This window comes from Tepidimonas ignava (assembly GCF_004342625.1).
In the GTDB taxonomy this organism is placed as follows: Bacteria; Pseudomonadota; Gammaproteobacteria; order Burkholderiales; family Burkholderiaceae_C; genus Tepidimonas; species Tepidimonas ignava.
In genome coordinates this window covers 39312-64517 of the sequence record NZ_SMAH01000014.1, presented here as the reverse complement: position 1 = coordinate 64517, position 25206 = coordinate 39312, and the positions used below count along the sequence as shown (strand labels likewise).

The 25206-nt window shown below is 69.4% G+C and carries 21 protein-coding genes; 11 read left to right on the top strand and 10 right to left on the bottom strand.

Features of this window, described 5'->3' with window-relative positions:
- Positions 1–162 precede the first annotated feature (162 nt).
- The 9 genes from gyrA to lapB all read left to right on the top strand — a co-directional run bounded on the left by gyrA (position 163) and on the right by lapB (position 11730).
- Entirely contained in the window at positions 163–2793 is a 2631-nt protein-coding gene (gyrA, locus tag EDC36_RS10920; RefSeq protein ID WP_132963295.1) for a DNA gyrase subunit A, read from the top strand.
- Between the two features lie 5 nt (positions 2794–2798).
- A complete protein-coding gene (gene serC / locus EDC36_RS10915) occupies positions 2799–3941 on the top strand; it encodes a 3-phosphoserine/phosphohydroxythreonine transaminase (protein WP_132963294.1) in 1143 nt (380 codons plus the stop codon).
- Positions 3942–3949: 8 nt separating this feature from the next.
- Positions 3950–5068 (top strand): prephenate dehydratase, encoded by a 1119-nt coding sequence (gene pheA, locus EDC36_RS10910; RefSeq protein ID WP_132963293.1) that lies wholly within the window; start codon positions 3950–3952, stop codon positions 5066–5068.
- The gene (locus EDC36_RS10905) at positions 5065–5958 is read left to right on the top strand and encodes a prephenate dehydrogenase (protein WP_132963292.1); all 894 of its coding nucleotides are present in this window, start codon (positions 5065–5067) and stop codon (positions 5956–5958) included. The genes pheA and EDC36_RS10905 overlap by 4 nt, the downstream gene beginning before the upstream one ends.
- A gap of 19 nt (positions 5959–5977) precedes the next feature.
- The gene (locus tag EDC36_RS10900; RefSeq protein ID WP_132963291.1) at positions 5978–8044 is read left to right on the top strand and encodes a bifunctional 3-phosphoshikimate 1-carboxyvinyltransferase/cytidylate kinase; all 2067 of its coding nucleotides are present in this window, start codon (positions 5978–5980) and stop codon (positions 8042–8044) included.
- A gap of 133 nt (positions 8045–8177) precedes the next feature.
- Complete coding sequence (gene rpsA / locus EDC36_RS10895) at positions 8178–9857, top strand: 30S ribosomal protein S1 (protein WP_132963290.1); 1680 nt, start codon at positions 8178–8180, stop codon at positions 9855–9857.
- A 124-nt stretch (positions 9858–9981) separates the two neighbouring features.
- The gene (locus EDC36_RS10890; RefSeq protein WP_132963289.1) at positions 9982–10284 is read left to right on the top strand and encodes an integration host factor subunit beta; all 303 of its coding nucleotides are present in this window, start codon (positions 9982–9984) and stop codon (positions 10282–10284) included.
- Entirely contained in the window at positions 10281–10586 is a 306-nt protein-coding gene (locus EDC36_RS10885; RefSeq protein WP_132963288.1) for a lipopolysaccharide assembly protein LapA domain-containing protein, read from the top strand. The genes EDC36_RS10890 and EDC36_RS10885 overlap by 4 nt, the downstream gene beginning before the upstream one ends.
- A complete protein-coding gene (lapB, locus tag EDC36_RS10880) occupies positions 10576–11730 on the top strand; it encodes a lipopolysaccharide assembly protein LapB (protein WP_132963287.1) in 1155 nt (384 codons plus the stop codon). Before EDC36_RS10885 ends, lapB begins: the two co-directional genes overlap by 11 nt.
- A 28-nt stretch (positions 11731–11758) precedes the next feature.
- On the opposite strand, the gene EDC36_RS10875 is transcribed toward lapB, so the two are convergent.
- From EDC36_RS10875 to EDC36_RS10835, 9 genes are all read right to left on the bottom strand, one after another.
- Positions 11759–12472, bottom strand: a complete 714-nt coding sequence (locus EDC36_RS10875) for a Crp/Fnr family transcriptional regulator (RefSeq protein WP_132963286.1) — start codon at positions 12470–12472, stop codon at positions 11759–11761.
- A gap of 148 nt (positions 12473–12620) precedes the next feature.
- Positions 12621–13688 carry a class II fructose-bisphosphate aldolase gene (gene fba, locus EDC36_RS10870; protein WP_132963285.1) on the bottom strand — a complete coding sequence of 356 codons (1068 nt, stop codon included), beginning with the start codon at positions 13686–13688 and terminating at the stop codon, positions 12621–12623.
- Positions 13689–13749: 61 nt separating this feature from the next.
- Positions 13750–14955, bottom strand: coding sequence for a phosphoglycerate kinase (locus tag EDC36_RS10865; RefSeq protein ID WP_132963284.1), 1206 nt, complete (start codon positions 14953–14955; stop codon positions 13750–13752).
- 87 nt (positions 14956–15042) lie between these two features.
- Positions 15043–16065: a type I glyceraldehyde-3-phosphate dehydrogenase gene (gene gap / locus EDC36_RS10860; protein ID WP_132963283.1), complete on the bottom strand. Its 1023-nt coding sequence runs from the start codon at positions 16063–16065 to the stop codon at positions 15043–15045.
- 79 nt (positions 16066–16144) lie between these two features.
- Positions 16145–16873: an HAD family hydrolase gene (locus tag EDC36_RS10855; protein ID WP_243646569.1), complete on the bottom strand. Its 729-nt coding sequence runs from the start codon at positions 16871–16873 to the stop codon at positions 16145–16147.
- A complete protein-coding gene (gene tkt, locus EDC36_RS10850) occupies positions 16870–18849 on the bottom strand; it encodes a transketolase (protein ID WP_390617127.1) in 1980 nt (659 codons plus the stop codon). The genes EDC36_RS10855 and tkt overlap by 4 nt, the downstream gene beginning before the upstream one ends.
- A gap of 111 nt (positions 18850–18960) precedes the next feature.
- Positions 18961–19845 carry a phosphoribulokinase gene (locus tag EDC36_RS10845; protein ID WP_132963281.1) on the bottom strand — a complete coding sequence of 295 codons (885 nt, stop codon included), beginning with the start codon at positions 19843–19845 and terminating at the stop codon, positions 18961–18963.
- A 50-nt stretch (positions 19846–19895) separates the two neighbouring features.
- Positions 19896–20978, bottom strand: coding sequence for a class 1 fructose-bisphosphatase (locus tag EDC36_RS10840; protein ID WP_132963280.1), 1083 nt, complete (start codon positions 20976–20978; stop codon positions 19896–19898).
- A gap of 36 nt (positions 20979–21014) precedes the next feature.
- Positions 21015–21740 (bottom strand): HAD-IA family hydrolase, encoded by a 726-nt coding sequence (locus tag EDC36_RS10835; RefSeq protein ID WP_132963279.1) that lies wholly within the window; start codon positions 21738–21740, stop codon positions 21015–21017.
- Positions 21741–21835: 95 nt separating this feature from the next.
- Between EDC36_RS10835 and EDC36_RS10830 the strand changes: the two genes are divergently transcribed.
- Positions 21836–22777, top strand: coding sequence for a LysR family transcriptional regulator (locus tag EDC36_RS10830; RefSeq protein WP_132963278.1), 942 nt, complete (start codon positions 21836–21838; stop codon positions 22775–22777).
- A 24-nt stretch (positions 22778–22801) separates the two neighbouring features.
- On the opposite strand, the gene EDC36_RS10825 is transcribed toward EDC36_RS10830, so the two are convergent.
- The gene (locus EDC36_RS10825) at positions 22802–23779 is read right to left on the bottom strand and encodes a MerR family transcriptional regulator (RefSeq protein WP_132963277.1); all 978 of its coding nucleotides are present in this window, start codon (positions 23777–23779) and stop codon (positions 22802–22804) included.
- Positions 23780–23901: 122 nt separating this feature from the next.
- Between EDC36_RS10825 and EDC36_RS10820 the strand changes: the two genes are divergently transcribed.
- Positions 23902–25206, top strand: coding sequence for an NAD(P)/FAD-dependent oxidoreductase (locus EDC36_RS10820; protein ID WP_132963276.1), 1305 nt, complete (start codon positions 23902–23904; stop codon positions 25204–25206).

Genomic DNA, 25206 nt, shown 5'->3' with positions numbered 1-25206 from the left:
GCGCCCGGCGCCACCCCTTGGGTGCCGCCTACAATAGCACGCAGCCGCCGTGCGTCCGGTCCACCGCGCCCCCTGAGGCAACCCACCCGAGGGGCGGACACCGCCCGGCAGCGTCCCCAACGGCCTCAACCCATTGGGCGGTGGCAAGCCGCCGCGGTTCCCATGACCTCACCCTTTGCCCACGAAACCCTGCCCGTCAGCCTCGAAGAGGAGATGCGTCGCAGCTACCTCGATTACGCGATGAGCGTGATCGTGGGCCGCGCGCTGCCCGACGCGCGCGATGGCTTGAAGCCCGTGCACCGGCGCGTGCTGTACGCGATGCACGAGCTGGGCAACGACTGGAACCGGCCGTACAAGAAGTCGGCGCGCATCGTCGGCGATGTCATCGGTAAATACCACCCGCACGGCGACAGCGCGGTGTACGACACCATCGTGCGCATGGCGCAGGACTTCAGCCTGCGCCACATGCTCATCGATGGGCAGGGCAACTTCGGCTCGGTCGATGGCGACGCCGCAGCGGCCATGCGCTACACCGAAATCCGGCTGGCCAAGATCGCGCACGAGATGCTGGCCGACATCGACAAGGAAACGGTCGACTTCGGCCCCAACTACGATGGCAGCGAGCGCGAGCCGCTGGTGCTGCCGACGCGGCTACCCAACCTGCTGGTCAACGGCTCGGCGGGCATCGCGGTGGGCATGGCCACCAACATCCCGCCGCACAACCTCAACGAGGTGGTGGACGCCTGCTTGCACCTGCTGGCCCATCCCGACGCCACGGTGGACGAGCTGATGGAGATCATCCCGGCGCCCGACTTCCCCACCGCCGGCATCATTTACGGCATCCAGGGCGTGCGCGAGGGTTACCGCACGGGGCGCGGGCGCGTGGTGATGCGCGCGCGCTGCCATTTCGAAGACATCGACCGCGGGCAACGTCAGGCCATCATCGTTGACGAGATCCCCTACCAGGTCAACAAAAAGGTGCTGCTGGAGCGCATCGCCGAGCTGGTGCGCGACAAGCGCATCGAGGGCATCGCGCACATCCAGGACGAGTCCGACAAGTCCGGCATGCGCGTGGTCATCGAGCTCAAGCGCGGCGAAGTGCCGGAGGTGGTGCTCAACAACCTGTACAAGCACACCCAGCTGCAGGACACCTTTGGCATCAACATGGTGGCGCTGGTCGATGGCCAGCCCAAGCTGTGCAACCTGAAGGACCTGCTGGACATCTTCTTGCAGCACCGCCGCGAGGTGGTGACGCGGCGCACGGTGTTCGAGCTGCGCAAGGCGCGCGAACGCGGCCATGTGCTGGAGGGGCTGGCGGTGGCGCTGGCCAACATCGACGAGTTCATCCGCATCATCCGCGAGTCGCCCACCCCGCCGGTGGCCAAGGCCGAGCTGATGGCGCGCCGCTGGGACAGTGCGCTGGTGCGCGAGATGCTCACCCGCGCCCGCGCCGATGGCAGCCGCGTCAACGCCGACGACTACCGCCCCGAGGGCCTGGCGCGCGCCTACGGCTTGCAGGATGACGGCTTGTACACCCTGTCCGAGACGCAGGCGCAGGAAATCTTGCAAATGCGGCTGCAGCGCCTCACGGGGCTGGAGCAAGACAAGATCGTCACCGAATACAAAGAGGTGATGGCGCACATCGACGACTTGCTCGACATCCTGGCGCGGCCCGAGCGCGTCACCGCCATCATCGCCGACGAGCTGCGCGCCATCCGCGCCGAGTTCGGCCAGACCCAGCAGGGCACGCGGCGCAGCCAGATCGAGCCCAACGCGCAGGAGCTCGACACCGAAGACCTGATCGCGCCGCAGGACATGGTGGTGACGCTGTCGCACGCCGGCTACATCAAGGCGCAGCCGCTGGCCGAGTACCGCGCGCAACGCCGCGGCGGGCGCGGCAGGCAGGCCACCGCCACCAGGGACGACGACTGGATCGACCAGCTCTTCATCGCCAACACGCACGACTGGATCCTGTGCTTTTCCAACCGCGGGCGGCTGTACTGGCTCAAGGTGTGGGAGGTGCCCTCCGGCTCGCGTGGCTCGCGCGGGCGGCCCATCGTCAACATGTTCCCGCTGGCCGACGGCGAAAAAATCACCGTCGTGCTGCCCCTCACCGGTGAGTTCCGCAGCTTCCCGGCGGACCACTACGTGTTCATGGCCACCGCGCACGGCGTCGTCAAAAAGACTCCGCTGGACGAATTCAGCAACCCGCGCAAGGCCGGCATCATCGCGGTGGACCTGGACGATGGCGACTACCTGGTGGGCGCGGCACTGACCGACGGCCAGCACGACGTGATGCTGTTTTCCGACGCCGGCAAAGCCGTGCGCTTCGACGAAAACGACGTGCGCCCGATGGGCCGCCAGGCGCGTGGCGTCAAAGGGATGACGCTGGAAGACGGCCAGCAGGTCATCGCCATGCTGGTGGCCGAGGACGAAACCCAAAGCGTGCTGACCGCCACCGAAAACGGCTACGGCAAACGCACGCCCATCGCCGAGTACACCCGCCACGGGCGCGGCACCAAGGGCATGATCGCCATCCAGACCAGCGAGCGCAACGGCAAGGTGGTGGCCGCCACGCTGGTGCGGGCGCAGGACGAAATCATGCTGATTTCCGACCGTGGCGTGCTGGTGCGCACGCGCGTGGCCGAAATCCGCGAAATGGGTCGTGCCACCCAGGGCGTGACGCTGATCAGCCTGGACGAAGGCGATCGCCTCAGCGGCCTGCAGCGCATCGCCGACGCCGACGCGGGCGACGACACGCCCGAGGGTGCCGACACCCACGGGCAGGAGTGACCGCCATGGCGCGTCCCTACAACTTTTCGGCCGGCCCGGCGGCGATGCCCGAAGCCGTGCTGCGGCAGGCCGCGGCCGAGATGCTGGACTGGCACGGCTGCGGCATGGGCGTGATGGAGATGAGCCACCGTGGCAAGCACTTCGGCGCCATCCTGCAACAGGCGCGCGACGACCTGCGCACGCTGCTGGCCGTGCCTGAGCACTTCCACATCCTGTTTTCGCAAGGCGGGGCGCTGGCGCACAACGCCATCGTGCCCCTGAACCTGGCCGGACGGCACCCGGCGCGCGCGATGGACTTCGTCGTCACCGGCGGCTGGAGCGACAAGTCGGCCAAGGAAGCGCGCCGCTATGGCGATGTGCACATCGCGGCCAGCAGCGCCGAGCAGGGCTACACCACCATCCCCGACCCCGCCACCTGGCGGCTGCGCGAGCGCCCCGCCTACGTGCACCTGTGCAGCAACGAAACCATCCACGGCGTCGAGTTCCACACCCTGCCCGATCTGGCCGCGCTTGGGTGCGAAGCGCCGCTGGTGATCGACTTCTCATCGCACGTGCTGTCGCGTCCGATCGACTGGAGCCGCGTCGGGCTGGCGTTTGGTGGGGCGCAAAAAAATATCGGCCCGGCGGGGTTGACCATCGTCATCGTGCGCGAGGACTTGCTGGGCCACGCCCTGCCCCACTGCCCCAGCGTGTTCGACTACCGCGTGCTGGCCGAGCAAGATTCGATGGCCAACACGCCCCCCACCTGGGGCATTTACGTGGCCGGCCTGGTGTTCCAGTGGGCGCTGGCGCAGTGCGAGGGCGACGCGCAGGGTTTGGCGGCGCTGGAGCGGCGAGCCCAGCAACGTGCGCAGTTGCTGTACGACGCCATCGACCGCTCAGCGTTGTACGTCAACATGGTGGACCCCGCCCACCGCTCGCGCATGAACGTGCCGTTTTTCCTGCGTGGCGACGATGGCGAGCCGCTGCGCGACCCCAACCACCCGCGCAACGTGGCCTTCTTGCGCGGGGCCGAAGCGCGCGGCCTGCTGCAGCTCAAGGGCCACAAGTCCGTCGGCGGCGTGCGCGCCAGCCTCTACAACGCCATGCCGTTGGATGGCGTGCAAGCGCTCGTGGACTACATGCGCGACTTTGAACGCCAGGCTTGAGCCCGACCATGACCACCCGCGACCAGCCCCCGACGCCCAGCGCCAGTCCGCAGTTGCTGGCGTTGCGCCAACAAATCGACGCCATCGACCAGCAACTGCTGCAGCTGCTCAACCAACGCGCGCGCATCGCCCAACAGGTGGGCGAGGTCAAGCGCGCCGAGGGGTCGCCCTTTTTCCGCCCCGACCGCGTGGCGCAGGTCATCGCCAACATCGAAGTGGCCAACCCGGGCCCCCTGCACAACCGCCACGTGGCGGCGATCTGGCGCGAAATCATGTCCGCCTGCCTGGCGCTGGAAGCGCCGATGCGGGTGGCCGTGCTGGGCCCGGAGGGCACTTTTTGCGAGCAAGCCGCGATCGACTACTTCGGCAGCGCCGCCGAGCTGATCCACTGCCCCAGCTTCGACGAGGTGTTCCACGCCACCGCCGCCGGCACCGCGCAGTTCGGCGTGGTGGGCGTTGAAAACTCCACCGAAGGGGTGGTGGCGCGCTCGTTGGACCTGTTTTTGCGCTCGCCGGTGCACATCGTGGGCGAAGTGAGCCTGCTGGTGCGCCACAACCTGCTGCGGCAGGTGCCCAGCCTGGACGGCATCGAGGTCGTGATGGCGCACCCCCAGGCGCTGGCGCAGTGCCAGGGCTGGCTCACCACCCACCTGCCGCACGCCGAGCGCCGCGCGGTGGCCAGCAACGCCGAAGGCGCCCGGCTGGCGACGCAAAACCCGGCCTGGGCCGCCATCGCCAGCGAGCGCGCCGCGGCGCAGTACGCGCTGCACATCGTCGCGCACGCCATCCAGGACGAGGCCTACAACCGCACGCGCTTTGCCGTCATCTGCCTGCCGCAGACGATGGCCATGCCCGGCCCCAGCGGCCACGACTGCACCAGCATCGTCGTGTCGGTGCCCAACCGGCCCGGCGCCGTGCACGACCTGCTGCGTCCGCTCAAGGAGCACGGGGTGTCGATGACACGCTTCGAGTCGCGCCCGGCCAAATCCGGCCAGTGGGAGTACTACTTCTACATCGACATCGCCGGCCACCCGTCGCAGCCCCACGTGGCCGCCGCCCTGCAGGAGCTGCAGGGCCTGTGCGCGTTTTACAAGATGCTGGGCGCGTACCCGGTGTCGGAATCATGAGCGCCCCCGACCTCGCGCCCGTTCGGCGGTTGGCCATCATCGGCTGCGGGCTGATGGGGGGCTCGTTCGCGTTGGCGCTGCGGGCTGCCGGCGCGGTGCGGCACACGGTGGGCGTGGCGCGCTCGGAGCGCGCCCGCGCGCAGGCGCTGGCGCTGGGCGTGGTGGACCAGGCGTGCGCCGACGCCGCCGAAGCCGCCGCCGAGGCCGATGTGGTGCTGCTGGCCGTGCCGGTGGCCGCCACCGAGGCGACGCTGCGTGCGTTGGCCCCCGCGCTGGCCCCCGACGCGCTGGTGATGGACGTGGGCTCGACCAAGACCGACGTGGTGGCCGCCGCCCGCGCCGCGTTGGGCGCGCGCGTGGCGCAATTCGTGCCGGCGCACCCCATCGCCGGCAAGGAAAAGGCGGGCGTCGAGCACGCCAGCGCGGAGCTGTACCGCCGCAGCCAGGTGGTGCTGACGCCGCTGCCCGACACCCGCGCCGACCTGCTGGCGCGCGCCCACGCGCTGTGGGTGGCCACCGGCGCGCGCGTGCGCACCATGAGCCCCGAGGCGCACGACAGCGCGCTGGCCGCGGTCAGCCACCTGCCGCACTTGGTCGCTTTTGCCGCGGTGCGGGCCATCGCCCAGCAGCCGCACGGCGCGCAGATGCTGGCGCTGGCTGGGCCTGGTTTTCGGGACTTCACCCGCATCGCCGCCAGCGACGCCACGGTGTGGCGCGACATCCTGCACGCCAACGCCAGCCACGTGCGCGCGCAGGCGCGGGCGCTGCGCGCGGCGCTGGACGACTTTGACGCCGCGCTGGACGACCCCGCGCGGCTGCATGCCCTCATCGAGGACGCCAGCCGCGTGCGCCGCGCGTGGACGCCGGCCGGCGCCCCGGACAGCCCCTGACCGCCCAGGCCCAAGTCCGATGTACACCACCGCCTTTCTCGACATTCCCCCGCTGCGGCGCGCCGCCGGAACCGTGCGCCTGCCCGGCTCCAAAAGCATTTCCAACCGCGTGCTGCTGCTGGCCGCGCTGAGCGCCGGCCGCACCGAGGTGCACGACCTGCTCGACTCCGACGACACCCGCGTGATGCTGCAAGCCTTGCAGCAGCTGGGCTGCGGCGTGCAGCGGCTTGGCCCGACCACGGTGGCGGTGCAGGGGCTGGGCGGTCAACTGGCGCAGCGGCACGCGCAGCTCTTTTTGGGCAACGCCGGCACCGCGATGCGGCCGCTGACCGCCGCGCTGGCGGTGCTGACCGCGCAGCACGGCGGCGTGTTCGAGCTCAGCGGCGTGCCGCGCATGCACGAGCGCCCCATCGGCGACCTGGTCGACGCGCTGCGCCGCCTGGGCGCGGACGTCACCTACCTGGGACAGCCGGGCTACCCGCCGCTGCGCGTGCAGGGGCCGGCGACGCTGCACCTGCAGGCGCCCATCCAGGTGCGCGGCGACGTCTCCAGCCAGTTTCTCACCGCGCTGCTGCTGGCGCTGCCGCTGGCCGCGCAGCACCGCCCCATCACGGTGGAGGTGGTGGGCGAGCTCATCTCCAAACCCTACGTCGACATCACCCTCAAGCTGCTGCAACGCTTTGGCGTGGCGGTGCAGCGCGACGGCTGGCAGCGTTTCACGATCCCGGCCGGCTCGGCGTACCGCACGCCCGGCACCGTCCACGTCGAGGGCGACGCCTCCGCGGCCAGCTACTTCATCGCCGCCGGCGCGCTGGCCGCCAGCGACGCGGCGCTGACCATCGAAGGCGTGGGGCTGGCCTCGATCCAGGGCGACATCGCCTTTGCCGAGGCCGCGCGCGCCATGGGGGCACGCATCGAGGGCGAAGCCAACCGTCTGCACGTGCGGCGCGGCGCGTGGCCGCTGCGGGCGCTGGATCTGGACTGCAACGCCATCCCCGACGCCGCCATGACGCTGGCCGTGATGGCGTTGTACGCCGACGGCCCCTGCACGCTGCGCAACATCGGCAGCTGGCGCGTCAAGGAAACCGACCGCATCGCCGCCATGGCCACCGAGCTGCGCAAGTTCGGCGCAGTGGTGGAAGAAGGCCCCGACTGGCTGCGCGTGCACCCGCTGGGGGCCGACGGCACGGGCTGGCGTGCCGCCAGCGTGCACACCTACGACGACCACCGCATGGCCATGTGCGCGTCGCTGGCCGCGTTCAACCCGGCGCGGCGGCCGGTGCGCATCCAGGATCCGCGCTGCGTGGCCAAGACGTTTCCGGACTACTTCGAGACCCTGTGGCAGGTGGTGCAGGCCGACCCGGCCGACATCCCGGTGATCTGCATCGACGGCCCCAGCGCCTGCGGCAAGGGCACGCTGGCCGCCGCCGTGGCGCAGCGGCTGGGCTACCACGTGCTGGACTCGGGCGCGCTGTACCGTTTGCTGGGTTTGGCCGCCCAGCGCGCGGGCGTGCCGACCGACGACGCCGCGCTGGCCGACGCGGCCGTGGCCGAGCGGCTGGCGGCGCTGGCGGCGCAGCTGCCAGCGCGCTTTGCCGACGGCCGCATTTGGCTGGGCGACGAGGACGTGACCGACGAGGTGCGCTCCGAGGCCGCCGGCGCGGCGGCGTCGCGCGTGTCGGCACTGCCGGCGGTGCGCACGGCGCTGCTGCAGGCCCAACGGCGCTGGCGGCGCCTGCCGGGCCTGGTGGCCGACGGACGCGACATGGGCACCGTGGTGTTCCCCGATGCGCCGCTGAAGGTGTACCTGACCGCCGGCGTGGCCGAGCGGGCGCGCCGGCGCCACGAGCAGTTGCGCGCGCGCGGCGAACATGCTAGCATAGACGATCTTTTGGCCGAGCTTGAAGCGCGGGACGCGCGCGATCGCACGCGCAGCGTGGCGGCGCTCAAGCCAGCCGAAGATGCGCTGCTGCTGGACAACACGCACCAGACCATCGAGCAATCGGTGCAAACGGTGCTGGACTGGTGGCAGCAACGGCGGCCATTTGCCCCCGAGCGCGAGGGGCTGGCTGCCGGTTCGTCGTAGGCCCCAAAGGCGCCGCCACGGCATTCACCCACCGTGCACGCCTGCGGGTTCGTCAACCCAACCCCGTGCCCCGTGCCGGGATAACCCCAACGCCGCGCGCCCTGCGGCCGCGGTCGCTACCCCAGGAAATTTCATGTCCGAATCCTTTGCCGCCCTGTTCGAAGAGTCGCTCAAGCGCGCCGACCTGCGCGTAGGCGAGGTCATCACCGCCGAGGTGGTGCGCATCGACCCCAACTTCGTCGTCGTCAACGCCGGCCTCAAGTCCGAGGCCTACATCCCGATCGAGGAGTTCAAAGACGACCAGGGCGAGCTCGAAGTGCGCGAAGGTGACTTCGTGGCCGTGGCCGTCGAGGCGGTCGAAAACGGCTACGGCGACACCATCCTGTCGCGCGAAAAGGCCAAGCGTCTGGCCGCGTGGGCGATGCTGGAAAAGGCGCTCGAGTCGGGCGAATTCGTCACCGGCACCACCACGTTCAAGGTCAAGGGTGGCCTCAAGGTCATGGTCAACGGCATCAGCGCGTTCCTGCCGGGCTCGCTGGTCGACACCCGCCCCGTCAAGGATCTGACGCCTTACGAGGGCAAGACCATGGAGTTCAAGGTCATCAAGCTGGACCGCAAGCGCAACAACGTCGTGCTCAGCCGCCGCGCCGTGGTCGAAGCCAGCATGGGCGAAGAGCGCGCCAAGCTGCTGGAAACCCTCAAGGAAGGCGCCATCGTCACCGGCGTGGTCAAAAACATCACCGAGTACGGTGCGTTCGTCGACCTGGGCGGCATCGACGGTTTGCTGCACATCACCGACATGGCCTGGCGCCGCGTGCGCCACCCGAGCGAGGTGGTGCAGGTGGGCCAGGAAGTCACCGCCAAGGTGCTCAAGTTCGACCCCGAACGGCAGCGCGTCAGCCTGGGTCTCAAGCAAATGGGCGACGACCCCTGGCTGGGCGTGGCGCGCCGCTACCCGGCTGGCACGCGCCTGTTCGGCAAGGTGACCAACATCGCCGACTACGGCGCCTTCGTCGAGCTGGAGCCCGGCATTGAGGGCCTGGTGCACGTGTCCGAAATGGACTGGACCAACAAAAACGTCGCCCCCAGCAAGGTTGTGTCGATCGGCGACGAAGTCGAGGTCATGGTGCTGGACATCGACGAGGACAAGCGCCGCATCAGCCTGGGCATGAAGCAGTGCAAGCCCAACCCCTGGCAAGAGTTCGCCGACACGCACCGCAAGGGCGATCGCGTCAAGGGCCCGATCAAGTCGATCACCGACTTTGGCATCTTCGTCGGCCTGGACAACGGCATCGACGGGCTGGTGCACCTGTCGGACCTGTCGTGGAACGAGCCCGGCGAAGTGGCCGTGCGCAACTACAAGAAGGGCCAGGAAGTCGAGGCCGTGGTGCTGGGTGTGGACGTGGAGCGCGAGCGCATCAGCCTGGGCATCAAGCAGCTCGACGCCGACCCGTTCACGACCTTCGTGTCGATCCATGACAAGGGCGCCACGGTCACCGGCACGGTCAAGAGCGTCGACGCCAAGGGCGCCGAAATCGACCTCGGCAACGATGTGGTGGGTTACCTGCGCGCCAGCGAGATTTCGCGCGACCGCGTGGAAGACGCCCGCAACGTGCTGAAGGAAGGCGACGAGGTCACCGCGGTGATCATCAACGTCGACCGCAAGAACCGCAGCATCCAGCTCTCGATCAAGGCCAAGGATGCCGCCGACCAGCAAGAGGCGATGGCCAGCCTGGCCAGCCACGCGGGCAACGCCGGCACCACCAACCTGGGTGCGCTGCTGCGCGCCAAGCTGGACAACAGCGGCAACTGACACCCAACCCGCACCCCCTGCGCAGGCGTGCCGTCCTTGGACGGCATGTGGCCTGCGGGGGCGCCCCACCCCGCCGGTGGCCGTCGCAGGCCCCGGCGGGTTTTTCGTTGGGCATAATCGCAGCATGAACCGCAGCGACCTGTTCGACGCCCTGGCCGAGCACCACCCGCAACTGACGGCCGACGATGCCGAGGCCGCCGTCAAAACCATCCTGGACGCGATGACGCAAGCGCTGGCGCGTGGGCAGCGCATCGAGCTGCGCGGCTTTGGCAGTTTTGCGGTCGTGGCGCGCGACGCGCGCCTGGCCCGCAACCCCCGCACCGGTGAAACGGTCGCGGTGCCGCCGCGGCGCACGCTGCACTTCAAGCCCGGCAAGGCGCTGCGCGAAGCGGTGGACGCCGCGGCCCACCCAGGCACCCCGCGATGAAGCTGTTGGGCTGGCTGCTGCGCGCGGCGTTTTTTCTGCTGGTGTTTGCGCTGGCGCTCAACAACCAAGCGCCGGTGGTCGTGCATGGCCTGTTTGGCACCCGCTGGGAAGGGCCGCTGGCGCTGGTGCTGCTGATCGTGTTGTTGCTGGGGGTGGTGCTGGGGGTGTTGGTGATGGCGCCCCTGTGGTGGCGCGCGCGCCGCCAGGCCCGCCAGTCGGCGACCGCCCCTGCGGCGCCAGCCGCCGCAGCGTCAGCCGCCGCGCCCCCGCGGCCACAACCGGACTTGCCCGATGCCGTTTGATTGGTCCTGGTTGTTGTGGGCACTGCCCGTGGCGTTTGCCTTGGGTTGGCTGGCGTCGCGGCTGGACCTGCGCCAGTGGCGCTTGGAGGGACGCCGCACCCCGCGGGCGTACTTCCGTGGCCTGCACCACCTGCTCAACGAACAGCAGGACCAGGCCATCGACGCCTTCATCGAGGCGGTGCGCAACGACCCGGACGCGGCCGAGTTGTATTTTGCCCTCGGGGGGCTGTTCCGCCGCCGCGGCGACTACGATCGCGCGGTGCGCGTGCACGAACACCTGCTGGCGCGCGCCGACCTGCCGGCGGCCGAACGCGAGCGCGCCCAGCACGCGCTGGCGCACGACTTCCTCAAAGCCGGTTTGCTGGACCGCGCGGAGGCGGCGTTCAGGGCGCTGTTGGGCACCCGCTACGACACCGACGCCCGGCTGGCCCTGCTGCACGTGTACGAGCGTGGCCGTGACTGGGCGCGCGCGGCCGAGATGGCCGAGACGCTGGAAGGCAGCGCGCACGGCAGCTTCCGGCTGCGCCGCGCCCACCACCTGTGTGAGCAGGCGATGCAACTGCAACGCCAGCAGCGCACCACCGAAGCGCTGGCGCTGCTGGAAGGGCTGGTGCAGCGCACGCCCGAATCGGCGCGTGCCTGGGTGGCCTTGGCCGAGCTGCGGCAAACGCTGGGCCAGACCGAGGGCGCGCTGCGGGCCCTGCACGCGCTGGCCCAACACGCGCCCGGGCATCTGCCCTTGGTGGCGCACGCGCTGGCCCAGTGGTCACGGGCGCTGGGCAAACCCCACGCCGCGCAGGCGCGCGCGCTGCTGCAGACGTGGGCCAGCCAGCACCCGCCCGCGCTGGACGTGACCCAGGCGCTGGCCACGCTGGACGACGACCCCGCGCAGGGGCGCCGGCGCTACGTCGAGCACCTGCGGCACGAACCCTCGCTGGTGGCGGCCAACCTGTGGCTGGCCGGTGTGGGCTTGGGTGACGACGACGCCGAACCGCTGGTGCGCCGCGCGCTGGAGCGCGCCTGCGAACCGCTCAAGCGCTACCGCTGCGCGGCGTGCGGCTTCGAGGCGCGTCAGTATTTTTGGCGCTGCCCCGGCTGCCAGGGCTGGGACACCTACCCGCCGCGGCGCGTCGAGGAGCTGTAGCGCATCCGCGGGGTGGTGGTTCCTGCCCTTAGCCGGCCGCCAGGTCGTGCAGGGTCACCTCGTCGGCGATGCGGTACAAGCGCCCCACCCGGTCCAGCGGCTGCAGCACACCACGCTTGACGAGCGCGCTGATTTCGCGGCTGACGGTCTCCAGCTTGAGGTCCATCATCGCGCCCATGTCCTCGCGCGAAAACAGCGTCACCACCGCGGGGTCGGAGGCGTGGCGCATCTTGAGCACGAAATTGGCCACCCGCTGGCGCGCCGTGCCGAAGTTGAGCTTGGCCAGCCAGTCGTCGGCTTCGCGCAGGGCCGCCTGCCACTTTTGCAGCAGGCGCATGTGCAGCCGTGGCGAATGCTGCGCCAGACGGTGGATCACCTCGGTGGGGATGCGGCACACCGACGCTTCGGTCAGCGCCACGGCCTCGCTGTCGTAGCGCGCGCCGGCCAGCGCCTCCAGACCCACGACGTCACCCGGTCGCAGCACGCGCAGCACGCGCTGGCGCCCGTCGGGGGTGCTGCGCACGAGCTTGACCATGCCCGTGCGCAGCGTGTACACGCTGTGCGCCGGCGCCGCTTCGCCGTAGAGCGTCTGCCCGGCGGCAAACACCAGGTCGTCGATCGGCGCGTGGATGAGGTTGAAGTCCTGTTCGTTGAGGTCGGCAAACAGCACCATGTCGCGGATGCCGCACGCCTTGCAGTCCGCGGTGCCGCGCCAAGCGGATTCGACTTTGATCGGGATCATGCCTGCATTGTCGCCGTTGCCGCCCAAGCGTGCTTGCGCCCGCGGGGCGATGCCCCCGCCGTCATCAGCCAAAAGGGCGCTTTCCCCGCCGGGAAAGCGCCCTGGGTTGGGCCGAGGTCCGTGGGACCTTGCAGGTTGCCCCTGCAGGTCACGACACCCGCGGCGCCAACTCGCCCTTTTCGTAGCGCTTGGCCATTTGCTCCAAGCTGTACACCTTGCCGATCTTGCTGGCCATCCCGGCGCTGCCAAAGGCCTCGTAGCGCGCCTTGCAAATGCCGCTCATGGCCTTGGTGGCCTCTTTGAGGAATTTGCGCGGGTCGAAGTTCTTGCGGTCTTCGGCCAGGTGCTTGCGGATGGCCCCGGTGGCGGCCATGCGCAGGTCGGTGTCGATGTTGACCTTGCGTACCCCGTGCTTGATGCCTTCGACGATCTCCTCCACCGGCACGCCGTAGGTGGTGCCCATGTCGCCGCCGTAGCTGTTGATGATGGCCAGCCAGTCCTCGGGCACGCTGGAGCTGCCGTGCATGACCAGGTGCACGTTGGGGATGCGGGCGTGGATTTCCTTGACGCGGTCGATGCGCAGCACCTTGCCGGTGGGCTTTTGCGTGAATTTGTAGGCGCCGTGGCTGGTGCCGATGGCGATGGCCAGCGCATCCACCTGGGTTTTTTGCACGAAATCGGCCGCCTCATCCGGGTCGGTCAGCAGCATCGAGTGGTCCAGCTCGCCCTCGGCGCCGTGACCGTCTTCCTCGCCGGCCTTGCCCGTCTCCAGGCTGCCCAGGCACCCCAGTTCGCCCTCGACCGAGACGCCGCAGGCGTGCGCAATGTCGGCCACCTGGCGCGTGACGCGCACGTTGTACTCGTAGCTGGCCGGCGTCTTGCCATCTTCCAGCAAGCTGCCGTCCATCATCACCGAGCTGAAGCCCGACTGGATCGAGCGCATGCACACGCCGGGCGAGGCCCCGTGGTCCTGGTGCATGCAGATCGGGATGTGCGGGTACATCTCGATGGCCGCCGCGATCAGGTGGCGCAAAAACGGCTCACCGGCGTAGGAGCGTGCCCCCGCCGAGCCTTGCAGGATGACGGGGCTGTCGACCGCGTCGGCCGCCTGCATGATGGCGTGGATTTGCTCCATGTTGTTGACGTTGAACGCGGGCAGGCCGTAGCCATGCTCGGCGGCGTGGTCCAGCAGTTGGCGCAGGGTGATCAGTGCCATGGTGGTGCTCCTCGGGTCTCGGTCGATGTCGTGATGGAAAGCGTGTTCGCCCCAGGCCGCATCAGCCACGCGCGCGCCGCGCCAGGATCTCGAACGCCGGCAGGGTCTTGCCCTCCAGCACTTCGAGGAAGGCGCCGCCGCCCGTCGAGATGTAGCCGACCTGGTCTTCGATGCCGTACTTGGCGATCGCCGCCAGCGTGTCGCCGCCGCCTGCGATCGAAAACGCCTTGGAGCGCGCGATCGCCTGCGCCAGCGTCTTGGTGCCGTGCTCGAACGCGGGGAACTCGAACACCCCCACCGGGCCGTTCCAGACGATGGTGCCCGCCGTCTCCAGCATCGCGGCCAGCGCCTGCGCGGTTTGCGGGCCGATGTCCAAAATCATGTCGTCCGCGCCGACGTCGGCCGCGGCCTTGACGGTGGCCGGGGCGTCGGCTTTGAACTCGGGTGCCACGACGACGTCGGTCGGGATCGGCACCTCGGCGCCGCGCGCGCGCATCGCCTCCATCACCGCCTTGGCCTCGCCCACCAGGTCGGGCTCGGCCAGGCTCTTGCCAATGGGCAAGCCCGCGGCCAGCATGAAGGTGTTGGCAATGCCACCCCCGACGATGAGGCGATCGACCTTTTGCGCCAACGACTGCAGGATGGTCAGCTTGGTCGACACCTTGGAGCCGGCGACGATGGCCACCAGCGGACGCGCCGGCTGCTCCAACGCGCGCCCGATGGCGTCGATTTCCGCCGCCAGCAGCGGACCGGCGCAGGCCACCGGCGCGTACTCGGCGATGCCGTAGGTGCTGGCCTCGGCGCGGTGCGCGGTGCCAAACGCATCGTGCACAAAGATGTCGCACAACGCCGCCATCTTGCGCGCCAGCTCGGGGTTGTTTTTCTTTTCGCCCTTGTTGAGGCGGCAGTTTTCCAGCAGCACCACCTGACCCGGCGCCACGCTGAAGCCCCCGTCGACCCAGCGCTGGATCAACGGCACGGGCTGCTGCAGCAGCTCACTAAGACGCTGGGCCACCGGCGCCAGCGTGTCCTCGGGCTTGGGTTGCCCCTCGGTCGGGCGGCCCAGGTGGCTGGTGACCATGACCGCCGCGCCGGCGTCCAGCGCCATGCGGATGGCGGGGATCGAGGCGCGGATGCGGGTGTCTTCGGTGATGCGCGCCACGCCGTCGTCGAACGCCAGCGGCACGTTGAGGTCGGCGCGGATGAACACGCGCTTGCCCTGGGCTTGGCCCTGGGCGCACAGGTCGGCAAAACGGATGAATTCCATGGCTTGGCTCGGCTCGACGGAGGGCAGGTGCGCCGCGCGGCGCGGCGCGGCCCTGCCCGGTGGGTCGGTGGGGTCAGGGCGTCGGCGTCACAGCGAACGGCCCACCACGCGGGCCATCTCCAGGCACTTGTTGGAGTAGCCCCACTCGTTGTCGTACCAGGCCACCAGCTTGACGAAGGTGGGGTCGAGCTGGATGCCGGCTTCGGCGTCGAAGACGCTGGTGCACACCTCACCGCGGAAGTCGGTGGCCACCACCTTGTCCTCGGTGTAGCCCAGCACCCCGGCCAACCCGCCCTCGGCCACCGGCTTGGCGGCCATGGCCTTCATCTCGGCGCAGATGTCGGCGTACTGCGCGGGGTTGTCCAGCTCGCAGGTCAGGTCCACCACCGACACGTCGCTGGTGGGCACGCGGAAGGCCATGCCGGTGAGCTTTTTGTTCAAGCTGGGGATCACTTTGCCCACCGCCTTGGCCGCCCCGGTGGAGCTGGGGATGATGTTTTCGAGGATGCCACGGCCGCCGCGCCAGTCCTTGTTGGAGGGGCCGTCCACCGTCTTTTGGGTCGCCGTGGCGGCGTGCACGGTGGTCATCAGGCCACGCTTGATGCCCCACTTGTCGTGCACCACCTTGGCCAGCGGCGCCAGGCAGTTGGTGGTGCAGCTGGCGTTGGAGATGATCTCCTGCCCCGCGTAGCTGGTGTGGTTGACGCCGTAGACGAACATCGGGGTGTCGTCCTTGCTGGGCGCGCTCATGATGACGCGCTTGGCGCCGGCCTGCAGGTGCTTGCGCGCGCCCGCGTCGTCCAGGAAGATGCCGGTCGATTCGATGACGACGTCGGCGCCCACGTCGCCCCAGCGCAGGTTGGCCGGGTCACGCTCGGCGGTCAGGCGGATGCGGCGGCCGCCCACCACCAGCGTGTTGCCCTCCACCGCCACCTCGCCCTGGAAGCGGCCATGCACGCTGTCGTACTTGAGCATGTAGGCCAGGTAGTCGGGCTCCAGCAGGTCGTTGATGCCGACGATCTCGATGTCGCCCTGGAAGTTGCGCAGTGCGGCGCGAAACACCATGCGGCCGATGCGGCCGAAACCGTTGATACCGACGCGGAGGGTCATGGGAACAAACTCCTTGCAGATGGGAAAGAAAAAACCTCACAACATGGCGGCTCGCCAGCGTCGCGCCACCACCGTCCCTTCAGGCGCAACCCGCGCTGGCCGTGGCCGTGCGCAGCACCGCCGGTCGCAGCGCGCCAAAATCCGCGATCACCCGGTCCGGCGCGCTGGCTTCGATCGGCTCGCCCATGTTGTAGCCGTAGGGGACGCACCACACCGCAACGCCGGCATGGCGGGCCGTGGCCACGTCGATCGACGAGTCCCCCACCAGCAACGCGCGGCTGCGGTCAACCCCGTAGCGTAACAGGCTGTCGGCCACCGCCAGCGGGTTGGGCTTCTTGACCGGCAGCGTGTCGCCACTGATGATGCGGTGAAACAGCGGCGCCATGCGGTGCGCGTCGAGCACGCGGGCGGTGTAGCGGGCCTCCTTGTTGGTGACCACGACCAGCTTGACGCCCTCGGCGCGCAGCGCCTGCAACGCCTCGATGACGTGCGGATACGGATGGCTGCGGGTGCCGCAGCGCGCCTCGTAGTGGCGCTGGAACACGGCCTCGGCGGCGGTGAAATAGGTCGTGTCGGCCCGCACGGCGTCGACCGTGCGGCCCAGGCGGGCCGCCAGCGCCTGCACCAGCAGCTCGCGCGTGCCGTGCCCGATCCAGCGCGTCACCTCGTCCAGCGACGCGCTGCCCAGCCCCAGCTCGGCCAGCGTGTCGTTGACCGCGTCGGCGATTTCGGGCGCGGTCTCGACCAGCGTGCCGTCCAGGTCGAACAGGATCAGGTCGAACGGCAAATCGGTGTGCGTCACGCTCACGCCAGCACCCCTCGCACGGCCTCGGCCACCTTGGCCGGCGTCAGGCCGAAAAACTCGTACAAGGCCGGCGCCGGGGCCGATTCGCCAAAGCGGTCGATGCCCACCACGCGCCCGCGGCGGCCCACGTACTTGGCCCACAGGTCGGGGTGGGCGGCTTCCACCGCCACCGCGGGCAGCCCGGGCGGCAGCACGCTGTCCTGGTAGGCGGCGTCCTGGCGGTCGAAGACGCTGGTGCTGGGCATCGACACCACGCGCGTGGGCACACCCTCGGCGGCCAACAGCGCCTGCGCCTTGAGCGCGATCGACACCTCCGACCCGGTGGCGATGATGACGGCGCGCGCACCGTCCATATCCTTGAGCACGTAGCCGCCGCGCGCCGCACCGTCGGCGTGCGCACGCTCGGTGACCACCGGCAGGTTTTGGCGCGACAGGCACAGCGCCGTGGGGCCATCGCGCCGCTGCACCGCGGCGGCCCACGCCACCAGGGTTTCCAGCGCATCGGCGGGGCGCCACACGTCCAGGTTCGGGATCAGGCGCAGGCTGGGCACGTGCTCGACGCTTTGGTGCGTGGGGCCATCCTCGCCCAGGCCGATGGAGTCGTGCGTGAAGACGTGGATGACGCGCTGGCGCATCAGCGCGGCCATGCGAATGGCGTTGCGGCTGTAGTCGGAAAACGTCAGGAACGTGCCGCCGTAGGGCAGGTAGCCGCCGTGCAGCGCGATGCCGTTCATGATGGCGGCCATGCCAAATTCGCGCACGCCGTAGCTGAGGTGGTTGCCCCAGCGATCGCGGCCGGCGATGGTGCAGCCTTTGAAGTTGGTCAGGTTGGAGCCGGTCAGGTCGGCGCTGCCGCCGAAGAACTCGGGGATCAGCGGCGCCAGGGCGTCCAGCGCCAACTGGCTGGCTTTGCGCGTGGCCACGGCGTCGGTGCGCGCGGCGGCCGCGTCGAGCAACGTGGGCAACCGCTCGGCCAGGTCGGCGCGCAGCTCGCCACGCATACGGCGCTGGAACTCGGCCGCCAGTTCAGGAAACGCGCGCGCGTAGGCGTCGAAGCGCTGCTGCCACGCGGCTTCAGCGGCCGCACCGTGGCCGCGCGCATCCCAGGCGGCGTAAACGTCGGCCGGCACCTCGAACGGGGGGTGCGGCCAGTCCAGCGCGGCGCGCGTGGCCGCCACCTCGGCCGCGCCCAGGGCGGCACCGTGCACGTCGTGCGTGCCCGCCTTGTTGGGCGAGCCTTGGCCGATGACGGTCTTGCAGCAAATCAGCGTCGGCTTGCCGTCCGGGCGCATCGCCTGGGTGCGCGCCAGCCGCAGCGCGGCGTCCACCGCGTCGGGGTCGTGGCCGTCGACGTCGCGGATCACGTACCAGCCGTAGGCCTCGAAGCGCGCCGGCGTGTCGTCAGCAAACCAGCCTTCGACATGGCCGTCGATGGAGATGCCGTTGTCGTCGTACAGCGCGATGAGCTTGCTCAGCCGCAGCGTGCCCGCCAGCGAGCACACTTCGTGGCTGATGCCCTCCATCATGCAGCCGTCGCCCAAGAACACGTAGGTGAAGTGATCCACAACGGTGTGGCCCGGGCGGTTGAACTCGGCGGCCAGCAGCTTTTCGGCCAGCGCCATGCCCACCGCGTTGGCGATGCCCTGCCCCAGCGGGCCGGTGGTGGTCTCCACGCCCGGCGTGATGCCCACCTCCGGGTGACCCGGCGTTTTGCTGTGCAGTTGGCGGAAGTTTTTCAGCTCCTCGATCGGCAGGTCGTAGCCGGTCAGGTGCAGCAGCGCGTAGATCAGCATCGAGCCGTGGCCGTTGGACAGCACGAAGCGGTCACGGTCGGGCCACGCGGGGTTGGCCGGGTTGTGCTTGAGGTGGCGGTTCCACAGCACTTCGGCGATTTCGGCCATGCCCATCGGGGCGCCGGGGTGGCCGCTTTTGGCCTGCTCCACCGCATCGACGGCCAACATGCGAATGGCGTTGGCCATGCGGCGCGCCAGCGCGGGCGCGGGAGCGGGACGGACGTGGAGAGGTTCGTGGTGTTGCATGGTGTCGTTGGGGGACGTCGTCAAAGGCGTGATGATCGCACCTTTCGGGCGTCACGCCAGGCCCAGGGCACGCCGCCGGCGCTCCATCATGCGCCAGATGAACGGGGTGAAGATCAGCTGCATGGCCAGCTCCATCTTGCCGCCGGGCACGACGATGGTGTTGGCGCGGCTCATCCACGAGCCGTCGATCATGCTGAGCAGGTACGGAAAGTCGATCCCCTTGGGCTTGGCGAAGCGGATCACGCACACGCTCTCGTCGGCGGTAGGGATGTCACGCGCGATGAAGGGGTTGGAGGTGTCCACCACCGGCACACGCTGGAAGTTGACGTGCGTCACCGCGAACTGCGGGCAGATGTAGTTGACGTAGTCGGGCATGCGGCGCAGGATGGTGTCGACCACCGCCTCCTGGCTGTAGCGGCGCTGCGTCTTGTCGCGGATGAGCTTTTGGATCCACTCCAGGTTGATCGAGGGCGCCACGCCGATGAGCAGGTCCGGGTACTGCGCGACGTTGACCTTGTCGGTGACCACGGCCCCGTGCAGCCCCTCGTAAAAGAGCATGTCGGTGTCGGGCGGCAGGTCCTCCCACGGCGTGAAGGTGCCCGGTTCCTGGCCGTAGGGAGCGGCTTCCTCCTCGTTGTGCAGGTACTTGCGGCAGCGCCCGCGGCCGGTTTCGGCGTAGGTTTTGAACAGGTTTTCCAGCTCTTCGAACAGGTTGGCCTCGGGGCCGAAGTGGCTGAAGTGCCGGTTGCCCTTGGCCTCCTCTTCGGCCATGCGCTGGCGCATTTCCTTGCGATCGTAGCGGTGGAAGCTGTCGCCCTCGATGATGGCGGCTTTGACGCCCTCACGCCGGAAAATGTTGGCGAAGGTGCGCGTCACGGTCGAGGTGCCGGCGCCGGACGAGCCGGTGATGGCGATGATGGGGTGTTTTTCGGACATGGCTACGTTCTCCTCGGGTGCTTCGAATCCGGTGCGCGCGGCCGGCGGCTTCAGTCGCGAAACAGGGTGCGCTCGGCAAACAGCGGGTTGTCGTCCTTCAGCGGCGCGGGCTCGCGGTGGTAGCGCTCGATGCGCTCGACTTCGTTTTTGCTGCCAAACACCAAGCCGATGCGCTGGTGCAGCGAGGTCGGCTGCACCTGCAAGATCGGCTCACGCCCGGTGCTGGCGCGCCCGCCCGCCTGTTCCATGATGAAGCCCACCGGGTTGGCCTCGTACAGCAGGCGCAGGCGGCCCGGCTTGCTGGGGTCTTTGGTGTCGCGCGGGTACAGAAAGACGCCGCCGCGCATGAGGATGCGGTGCGCCTCGGCCACCATGCTGGCGATCCAGCGCATGTTGAAGTCCTTGCCACGCGGGCCGGTTTTGCCCGCCAGGCACTCGTCCACGTAGCGCTTGACGGGGGGCTCCCAAAAGCGGCTGTTGGAGGCGTTGATGGCGAACTCCTGCGTGTCGGCCGGCACGCGGATGTCCGGGTGCGACAGAAAAAACTCACCCAGGTTGGGGTCCAGCGTGAAGCCGTGCACCCCGGTGCCCACGGTCAGCACCAGCATCGTCGAGGGGCCGTACAGCGCGTAGCCTGCGGCCAACTGCTGGCAGCCCGGCTGCAAAAAGTCCGCCGCCGTGACGTCGCGGCCGCTGTCGATGACGTCCTGCGGCGCGCGCAACACCGAAAAGATGCTGCCCACCGAGACGTTGACGTCGATGTTGCTGGAGCCGTCCAGCGGGTCAAACACCAGCAGGTACTTGCCGCGTGGGTACACGCCGGGGATGTTGTACGGCTCGTCCATCTCCTCGGAGGCCATGCCCGCCAGGTGGCCACCCCACTCGTTGGCGCGCACGAACAGCTCGTTGCTGATGACGTCGAGCTTTTTTTGCTCCTCGCCCTGCACGTTGATGGAGCCGGCTTGCGCGCCCAGCACCCCACCCAACGCGCCAAAGGCCACGCTGCGCGCGATGGCCTTGCACGCCAGCGCCACGTCCAGAATAAGCGCGTTGAAGTCCCCGCTGGCGCTCGGGAAGCGGCGCCGCTGTTCGATCAGGAACTGGGTCAGCGTGGTGCGTTGGTCCAGGGGCATCGGGTTCTCCTCGGGTTCTTCGTGTCGTGTCGGGGGTCAGGCCGGGGCGCCGACCGCTTCGGCGTGCCACTGACGCAGCGTCGGCAGGGTCAACCCGTCCAGACTGGGCAGCACGCGCAGCGCGCCACGCACATCGTGGTGCGCGGTAAACGCGTTGGGCGTGACGATGGTGGGCAGCCCGCAGGCGCGCGCGGCCTGCAGGCCGTTGGCGGAGTCTTCGAACGCCACGCACGCCGCCGCCGGCAGACCCAGCCGCGCCAGCGTTTGCTGGTAAACCTGCGGGTGCGGCTTTTTGCGCGGCGCGGTGGAGGCGTCTTCGATGACGGCAAACGCGCGTTGCCAGTCCGGCCCCATGGCCGCGCGCAGCAACGCCGCGATGTTGACGGGCGACGTGGTGGTGGCGATGGCCAGCCGCAACCCCTCGCGCTGCGCGGCTACGATCAGGTCCAGCACACCGGGGCGCAGCTGCACCGCGCCCTGGCGCACGGCTTCTTCGTAAAAGGCGGTTTTGACCTCGTGCAGCCGGTCGATGAAGGCGCGCAGCTCGTTGCCGTCGATGTCGCGCCGCTCGGGGTACACCTGTTGCCAGTAGTGCTGGATGCGCTCCTTGCCGCCCGAGACTTCCAGCAGCCGGGTGTACAGCGCCTCGTCCCACCGCCAGTCCAAGCCCTCGGCGGCGAAGGCGGCGTTGAACGCCGCCAGGTGCGCGCGCTCGGTGTCGGCCAGGGTGCCGTCGACGTCGAAAATCAGGGCTTGCAGCATGGCGCCACTCCTACGTTGCGTGGCACCACTATAAGCACAGTCTTACATAAGGTAAATTCACAATTTCTTTATTTCAACTTCAGCTTTGACTGAACATGCGCAACGCCACCTTCCGCCAACTGCGCGTCTTTGTTGAAGTGGCGCGCCACCTGAGCTTTTCGCGCGCGGCCGAGGCGCTGCACCTGACGCCGCCGGCCGTGACCATGCAGATCAAAGAGCTGGAAGGCCACGTGGGACTGCCGCTGTTCGAGCGCCAAGGGCGGCGCGTGGCCCTGACCACCGCCGGCGAGTACATGCTGGTGTACGCGCGCAAGGTGTTGGCCACGCTCAAAGACGCCGAGGACACCGCCGCGCGCCTCAAGCGCCTCGAAGCCGGTCAGTTGACGATCGGCATGGTGGGCTCAGCCCAGTACTTCTTGCCTTACCTGCTGGCCGCGTTTCGGCGTGAACACCACGGGGTGGACGTCAAGCTGGTCACCGGCAACCGGGAACAACTGCTGCGCCTGCTGCAAGCCAACGAGCTGGACGTGGCCATCATGGGCCGCCCCCCCACCGAGCTGGCCGTGCGCGCCGAGCCGTTCGCGGCCCACCCGCATGTGTTCGTGGCGCCACCCGCACACCCGCTGCTGCGCATCGGCCACCCCTCGCCCGAGGCCTTGGCGCCGTACCCGTTCATCGTGCGCGAGCGCGGCAGCGGCACCCGCGCGCTGTTGGAGCAGTTTGCGCACAAGCACGGCCTGGAGCTGCGCGTGGCGATGGAGCTGCCCGACAACGAGGCCATCAAACAAGCCGTGATGGCCGGCTTGGGGCTGGGGTTGATTTCGTTGCACGCGCTCAAGTTCGAGCTGGAGCACGGCCTCATCGTGCGCTTGGACGTCGAGGGCACGCCGCTGGTACGCGCCTGGCACGTGGTGCACACACTGGCCAAGCTGCTGTCACCGGCGGCCGAGGCGTTTCGCTACCACGTGCTGGAGCACGGCGAAGCGTTTTTGGCCGAACGCTACGGCGCGCTGTTGGCACTGCAACCGTCGGCCTGACGCGTTGCGCATCGGCGCACGCGGTCAGGCCGCTCGATGACGGGCACGCCAGGCGTGCACCCGCCGCGCCACGTCGCCCGCCTGGGCCACCACGTCCACCCCCGGGGGCAACGCGCGGCCGTGGCGCTGCGCGCCAGCGCCGCCCACCCACAGCGCCACGTTGTCGGGCAGCCGTGTGCGCAGCTGCACCAGCTCGTCGACGAGGTCGCGGCGGCCCACGTAGGCGCTGTAGCTCAGGCCCACCACGTCCACCGCCAGGCGCCGCGCCGCCGTCACGATGTCGATGAGCGGGGTTTGCGCCCCCAGCACCACACGCTCGCACCCCTGCAGCGCCAAAAAACACTCCGCCATCAGCAACCCCAACAGGTGGGGCTCACCGGGCGTGGTGGTCAACAACACCCGTGGCGCCTGCTTGGGCGTGCCCGGCGCCGCATCCAGCGCCGCAATCGCCTCGCGCAGCGTGCGCTGCACCACCTCGGTCCACAGGTGCTCCTGGTACACGCCAAGGCGGCCTTGGGCCCACGCCTCACCCACCGCCACACACATCGGCGCCACCAACGTTTGCACGGTTTGCGCCAGCCCGTGCTGCTGCAGCGACGCGCGCAGCGCCTGTTGCACGCGCTCGCCCTGGTCCGCCTCCAGCCAACCGAGCCACTGCGCCAGCACGGTTGCCTGCGCGTGTGGCGGTGTCGGCGCGGTGGACGGCGCCACGCGCGGCCCGCGCGCGGCCAGGTCCTGCAGCGCCGTCAGCGGCAAGCCCACCACCCTCCCCGGACGGTGGCCCAAATCCAACAAGCGCCGGATCAGGCGCAAGCGCTGCACCTGGGCGGTGTCGTAACACCGGTCGCCATGGGCGTCCCGCCCCGGGCGGGGAAAGCCGTAGCGCCGCTCCCAGACACGCAACGTGTCTTTGCCGATGCCGGTGTCGCGCTCGACATCGGCAATCGTCCACGTTGGGGCTTGGTCGGTGGACGAGGCATCGGAGGGTTGCTGCTCAGACATGGTGGTGCGGGCCGGTAACCTTGATCATCGCATGGATTTTTGTCTAGGACACAATAACCGCACCCACGGATCGGTCATCCGTCCGCGCCGTGGCCCCAAGCCACCCACCCCAGGAGCACACCATGCGCGTCGCCATCATCGGATCCGGCATCAGTGGTCTGGCGGCGGCATGGCGTTTGCACCGCAGCGCGCAGGTGTGGCTGTTCGAAGCCGCCCCGACCTTCGGCGGGCACACGCGCACGGTGGACGTCACGTTGCCCGACCACCGCGGCCGGCCGCTCACCCACCCCGTCGACACCGGGTTTTTGGTCTTCAACCACCGCACCTACCCCGGGCTGACCGCGCTGTTGGCGCAACTGCAGGTGCCCACCGCACCGGCCAGCATGTCGTTTTCGGTGCGCGTGCCGGCCACAGCGGGCCACCCCGCGCTGGAGTGGGGCGGGGCCTCACTGGCCACCGTGTTTGCCGACAAGCGCAACCTGTTGCGACCGCGCTTTTGGGCCATGCTGGCCGACATCGCGCGCTTCAACCGCCTGGGCACCGCGCTGGCGCTGGGCGACCACGGCGCGGCGCCGTGGGACGAGCCGCTGGGGGCGTTTTTGCGGCGGCACCGCTTTAGCACGGCGTTGCGCGACTGGTACCTGTTGCCGATGCTGGGCAGCATCTGGAGTTGCCCCACGGAGCGGATGCTGGACTTCCCGGTCGGCATGTTGATGCGCTTTTGCCACAACCACGGCTTGCTGCAAATCAACGACCGGCCGACCTGGTACACGGTGGCCGGCGGCGCCCGCCAGTACGTGCAGCGCATCGTCGCGCGGCTGCCGCACGCCCACGCCCGCACGCCGGTGCGCCGCATCGTGCGCGATGACTTCGGGGTCACCGTGCACACCGACACCGGCGCCGCCCGCTTCGATGCCGTCGTGTTGGCCACGCACACCGACCAAGCGCTGGCGCTGCTGGCCTCCCCCTCACCCCAGGAGCGTGCGGTGCTGGGCGCGATTCGCTACCAGCGCAACCACGCCGTGCTGCACACCGACACCAGCGTCATGCCGCGCCGCCGCTCGGTGTGGTCCGCGTGGAACTACGAGCACACCCCCCACGCCGCGGGGCGCGGCCACGTGTGCCTGCACTACTGGCTCAACGCGCTGCAGCCGCTGCCGTTTGCCCAGCCGGTGATCGAATCGCTCAACCCCCAAGGTCCCATCGACCCCCGGCGGGTGCTGGACACCTTCACGTTCGAGCATCCGGTGTTGGACCACGCCGCCGTGGCGGCGCAGCGCCAGTTGCCCCACCTGCAGGGGCATGCGCGCACCTGGTACGCCGGGGCGTGGGCTGGCTACGGGTTTCACGAAGACGGGCTGCAGGCGGGCTACGCCGCGGCCGACGCCTGCCTGGCCGCGCTGGGCCGGCTGCGCGCCGCCGCCTGA

Coding starts and splice junctions, on each gene's coding strand:
- gyrA (WP_132963295.1), top strand. CDS start 163: ATGACCTCACCCTTTGCCCACGAAACCCTGCCCGTCAGCCTCGAAGAG.
- EDC36_RS10820 (WP_132963276.1), top strand. CDS start 23,902: ATGCGCGTCGCCATCATCGGATCCGGCATCAGTGGTCTGGCGGCGGCA.
- EDC36_RS10835 (WP_132963279.1), bottom strand. CDS start 21,740: ATGCTGCAAGCCCTGATTTTCGACGTCGACGGCACCCTGGCCGACACC.
- rpsA (WP_132963290.1), top strand. CDS start 8,178: ATGTCCGAATCCTTTGCCGCCCTGTTCGAAGAGTCGCTCAAGCGCGCC.
- EDC36_RS10900 (WP_132963291.1), top strand. CDS start 5,978: ATGTACACCACCGCCTTTCTCGACATTCCCCCGCTGCGGCGCGCCGCC.
- tkt (WP_390617127.1), bottom strand. CDS start 18,849: ATGGCCAACGCCATTCGCATGTTGGCCGTCGATGCGGTGGAGCAGGCC.
- pheA (WP_132963293.1), top strand. CDS start 3,950: ATGACCACCCGCGACCAGCCCCCGACGCCCAGCGCCAGTCCGCAGTTG.
- EDC36_RS10845 (WP_132963281.1), bottom strand. CDS start 19,845: ATGTCCGAAAAACACCCCATCATCGCCATCACCGGCTCGTCCGGCGCC.
- EDC36_RS10890 (WP_132963289.1), top strand. CDS start 9,982: ATGAACCGCAGCGACCTGTTCGACGCCCTGGCCGAGCACCACCCGCAA.
- lapB (WP_132963287.1), top strand. CDS start 10,576: ATGCCGTTTGATTGGTCCTGGTTGTTGTGGGCACTGCCCGTGGCGTTT.
- EDC36_RS10825 (WP_132963277.1), bottom strand. CDS start 23,779: ATGTCTGAGCAGCAACCCTCCGATGCCTCGTCCACCGACCAAGCCCCA.
- EDC36_RS10875 (WP_132963286.1), bottom strand. CDS start 12,472: ATGATCCCGATCAAAGTCGAATCCGCTTGGCGCGGCACCGCGGACTGC.
- EDC36_RS10865 (WP_132963284.1), bottom strand. CDS start 14,955: ATGGAATTCATCCGTTTTGCCGACCTGTGCGCCCAGGGCCAAGCCCAG.
- EDC36_RS10905 (WP_132963292.1), top strand. CDS start 5,065: ATGAGCGCCCCCGACCTCGCGCCCGTTCGGCGGTTGGCCATCATCGGC.
- EDC36_RS10830 (WP_132963278.1), top strand. CDS start 21,836: ATGCGCAACGCCACCTTCCGCCAACTGCGCGTCTTTGTTGAAGTGGCG.
- EDC36_RS10840 (WP_132963280.1), bottom strand. CDS start 20,978: ATGCCCCTGGACCAACGCACCACGCTGACCCAGTTCCTGATCGAACAG.
- fba (WP_132963285.1), bottom strand. CDS start 13,688: ATGGCACTGATCACCCTGCGCCAACTGCTGGACCACGCCGCCGAGCAT.
- EDC36_RS10885 (WP_132963288.1), top strand. CDS start 10,281: ATGAAGCTGTTGGGCTGGCTGCTGCGCGCGGCGTTTTTTCTGCTGGTG.
- gap (WP_132963283.1), bottom strand. CDS start 16,065: ATGACCCTCCGCGTCGGTATCAACGGTTTCGGCCGCATCGGCCGCATG.
- serC (WP_132963294.1), top strand. CDS start 2,799: ATGGCGCGTCCCTACAACTTTTCGGCCGGCCCGGCGGCGATGCCCGAA.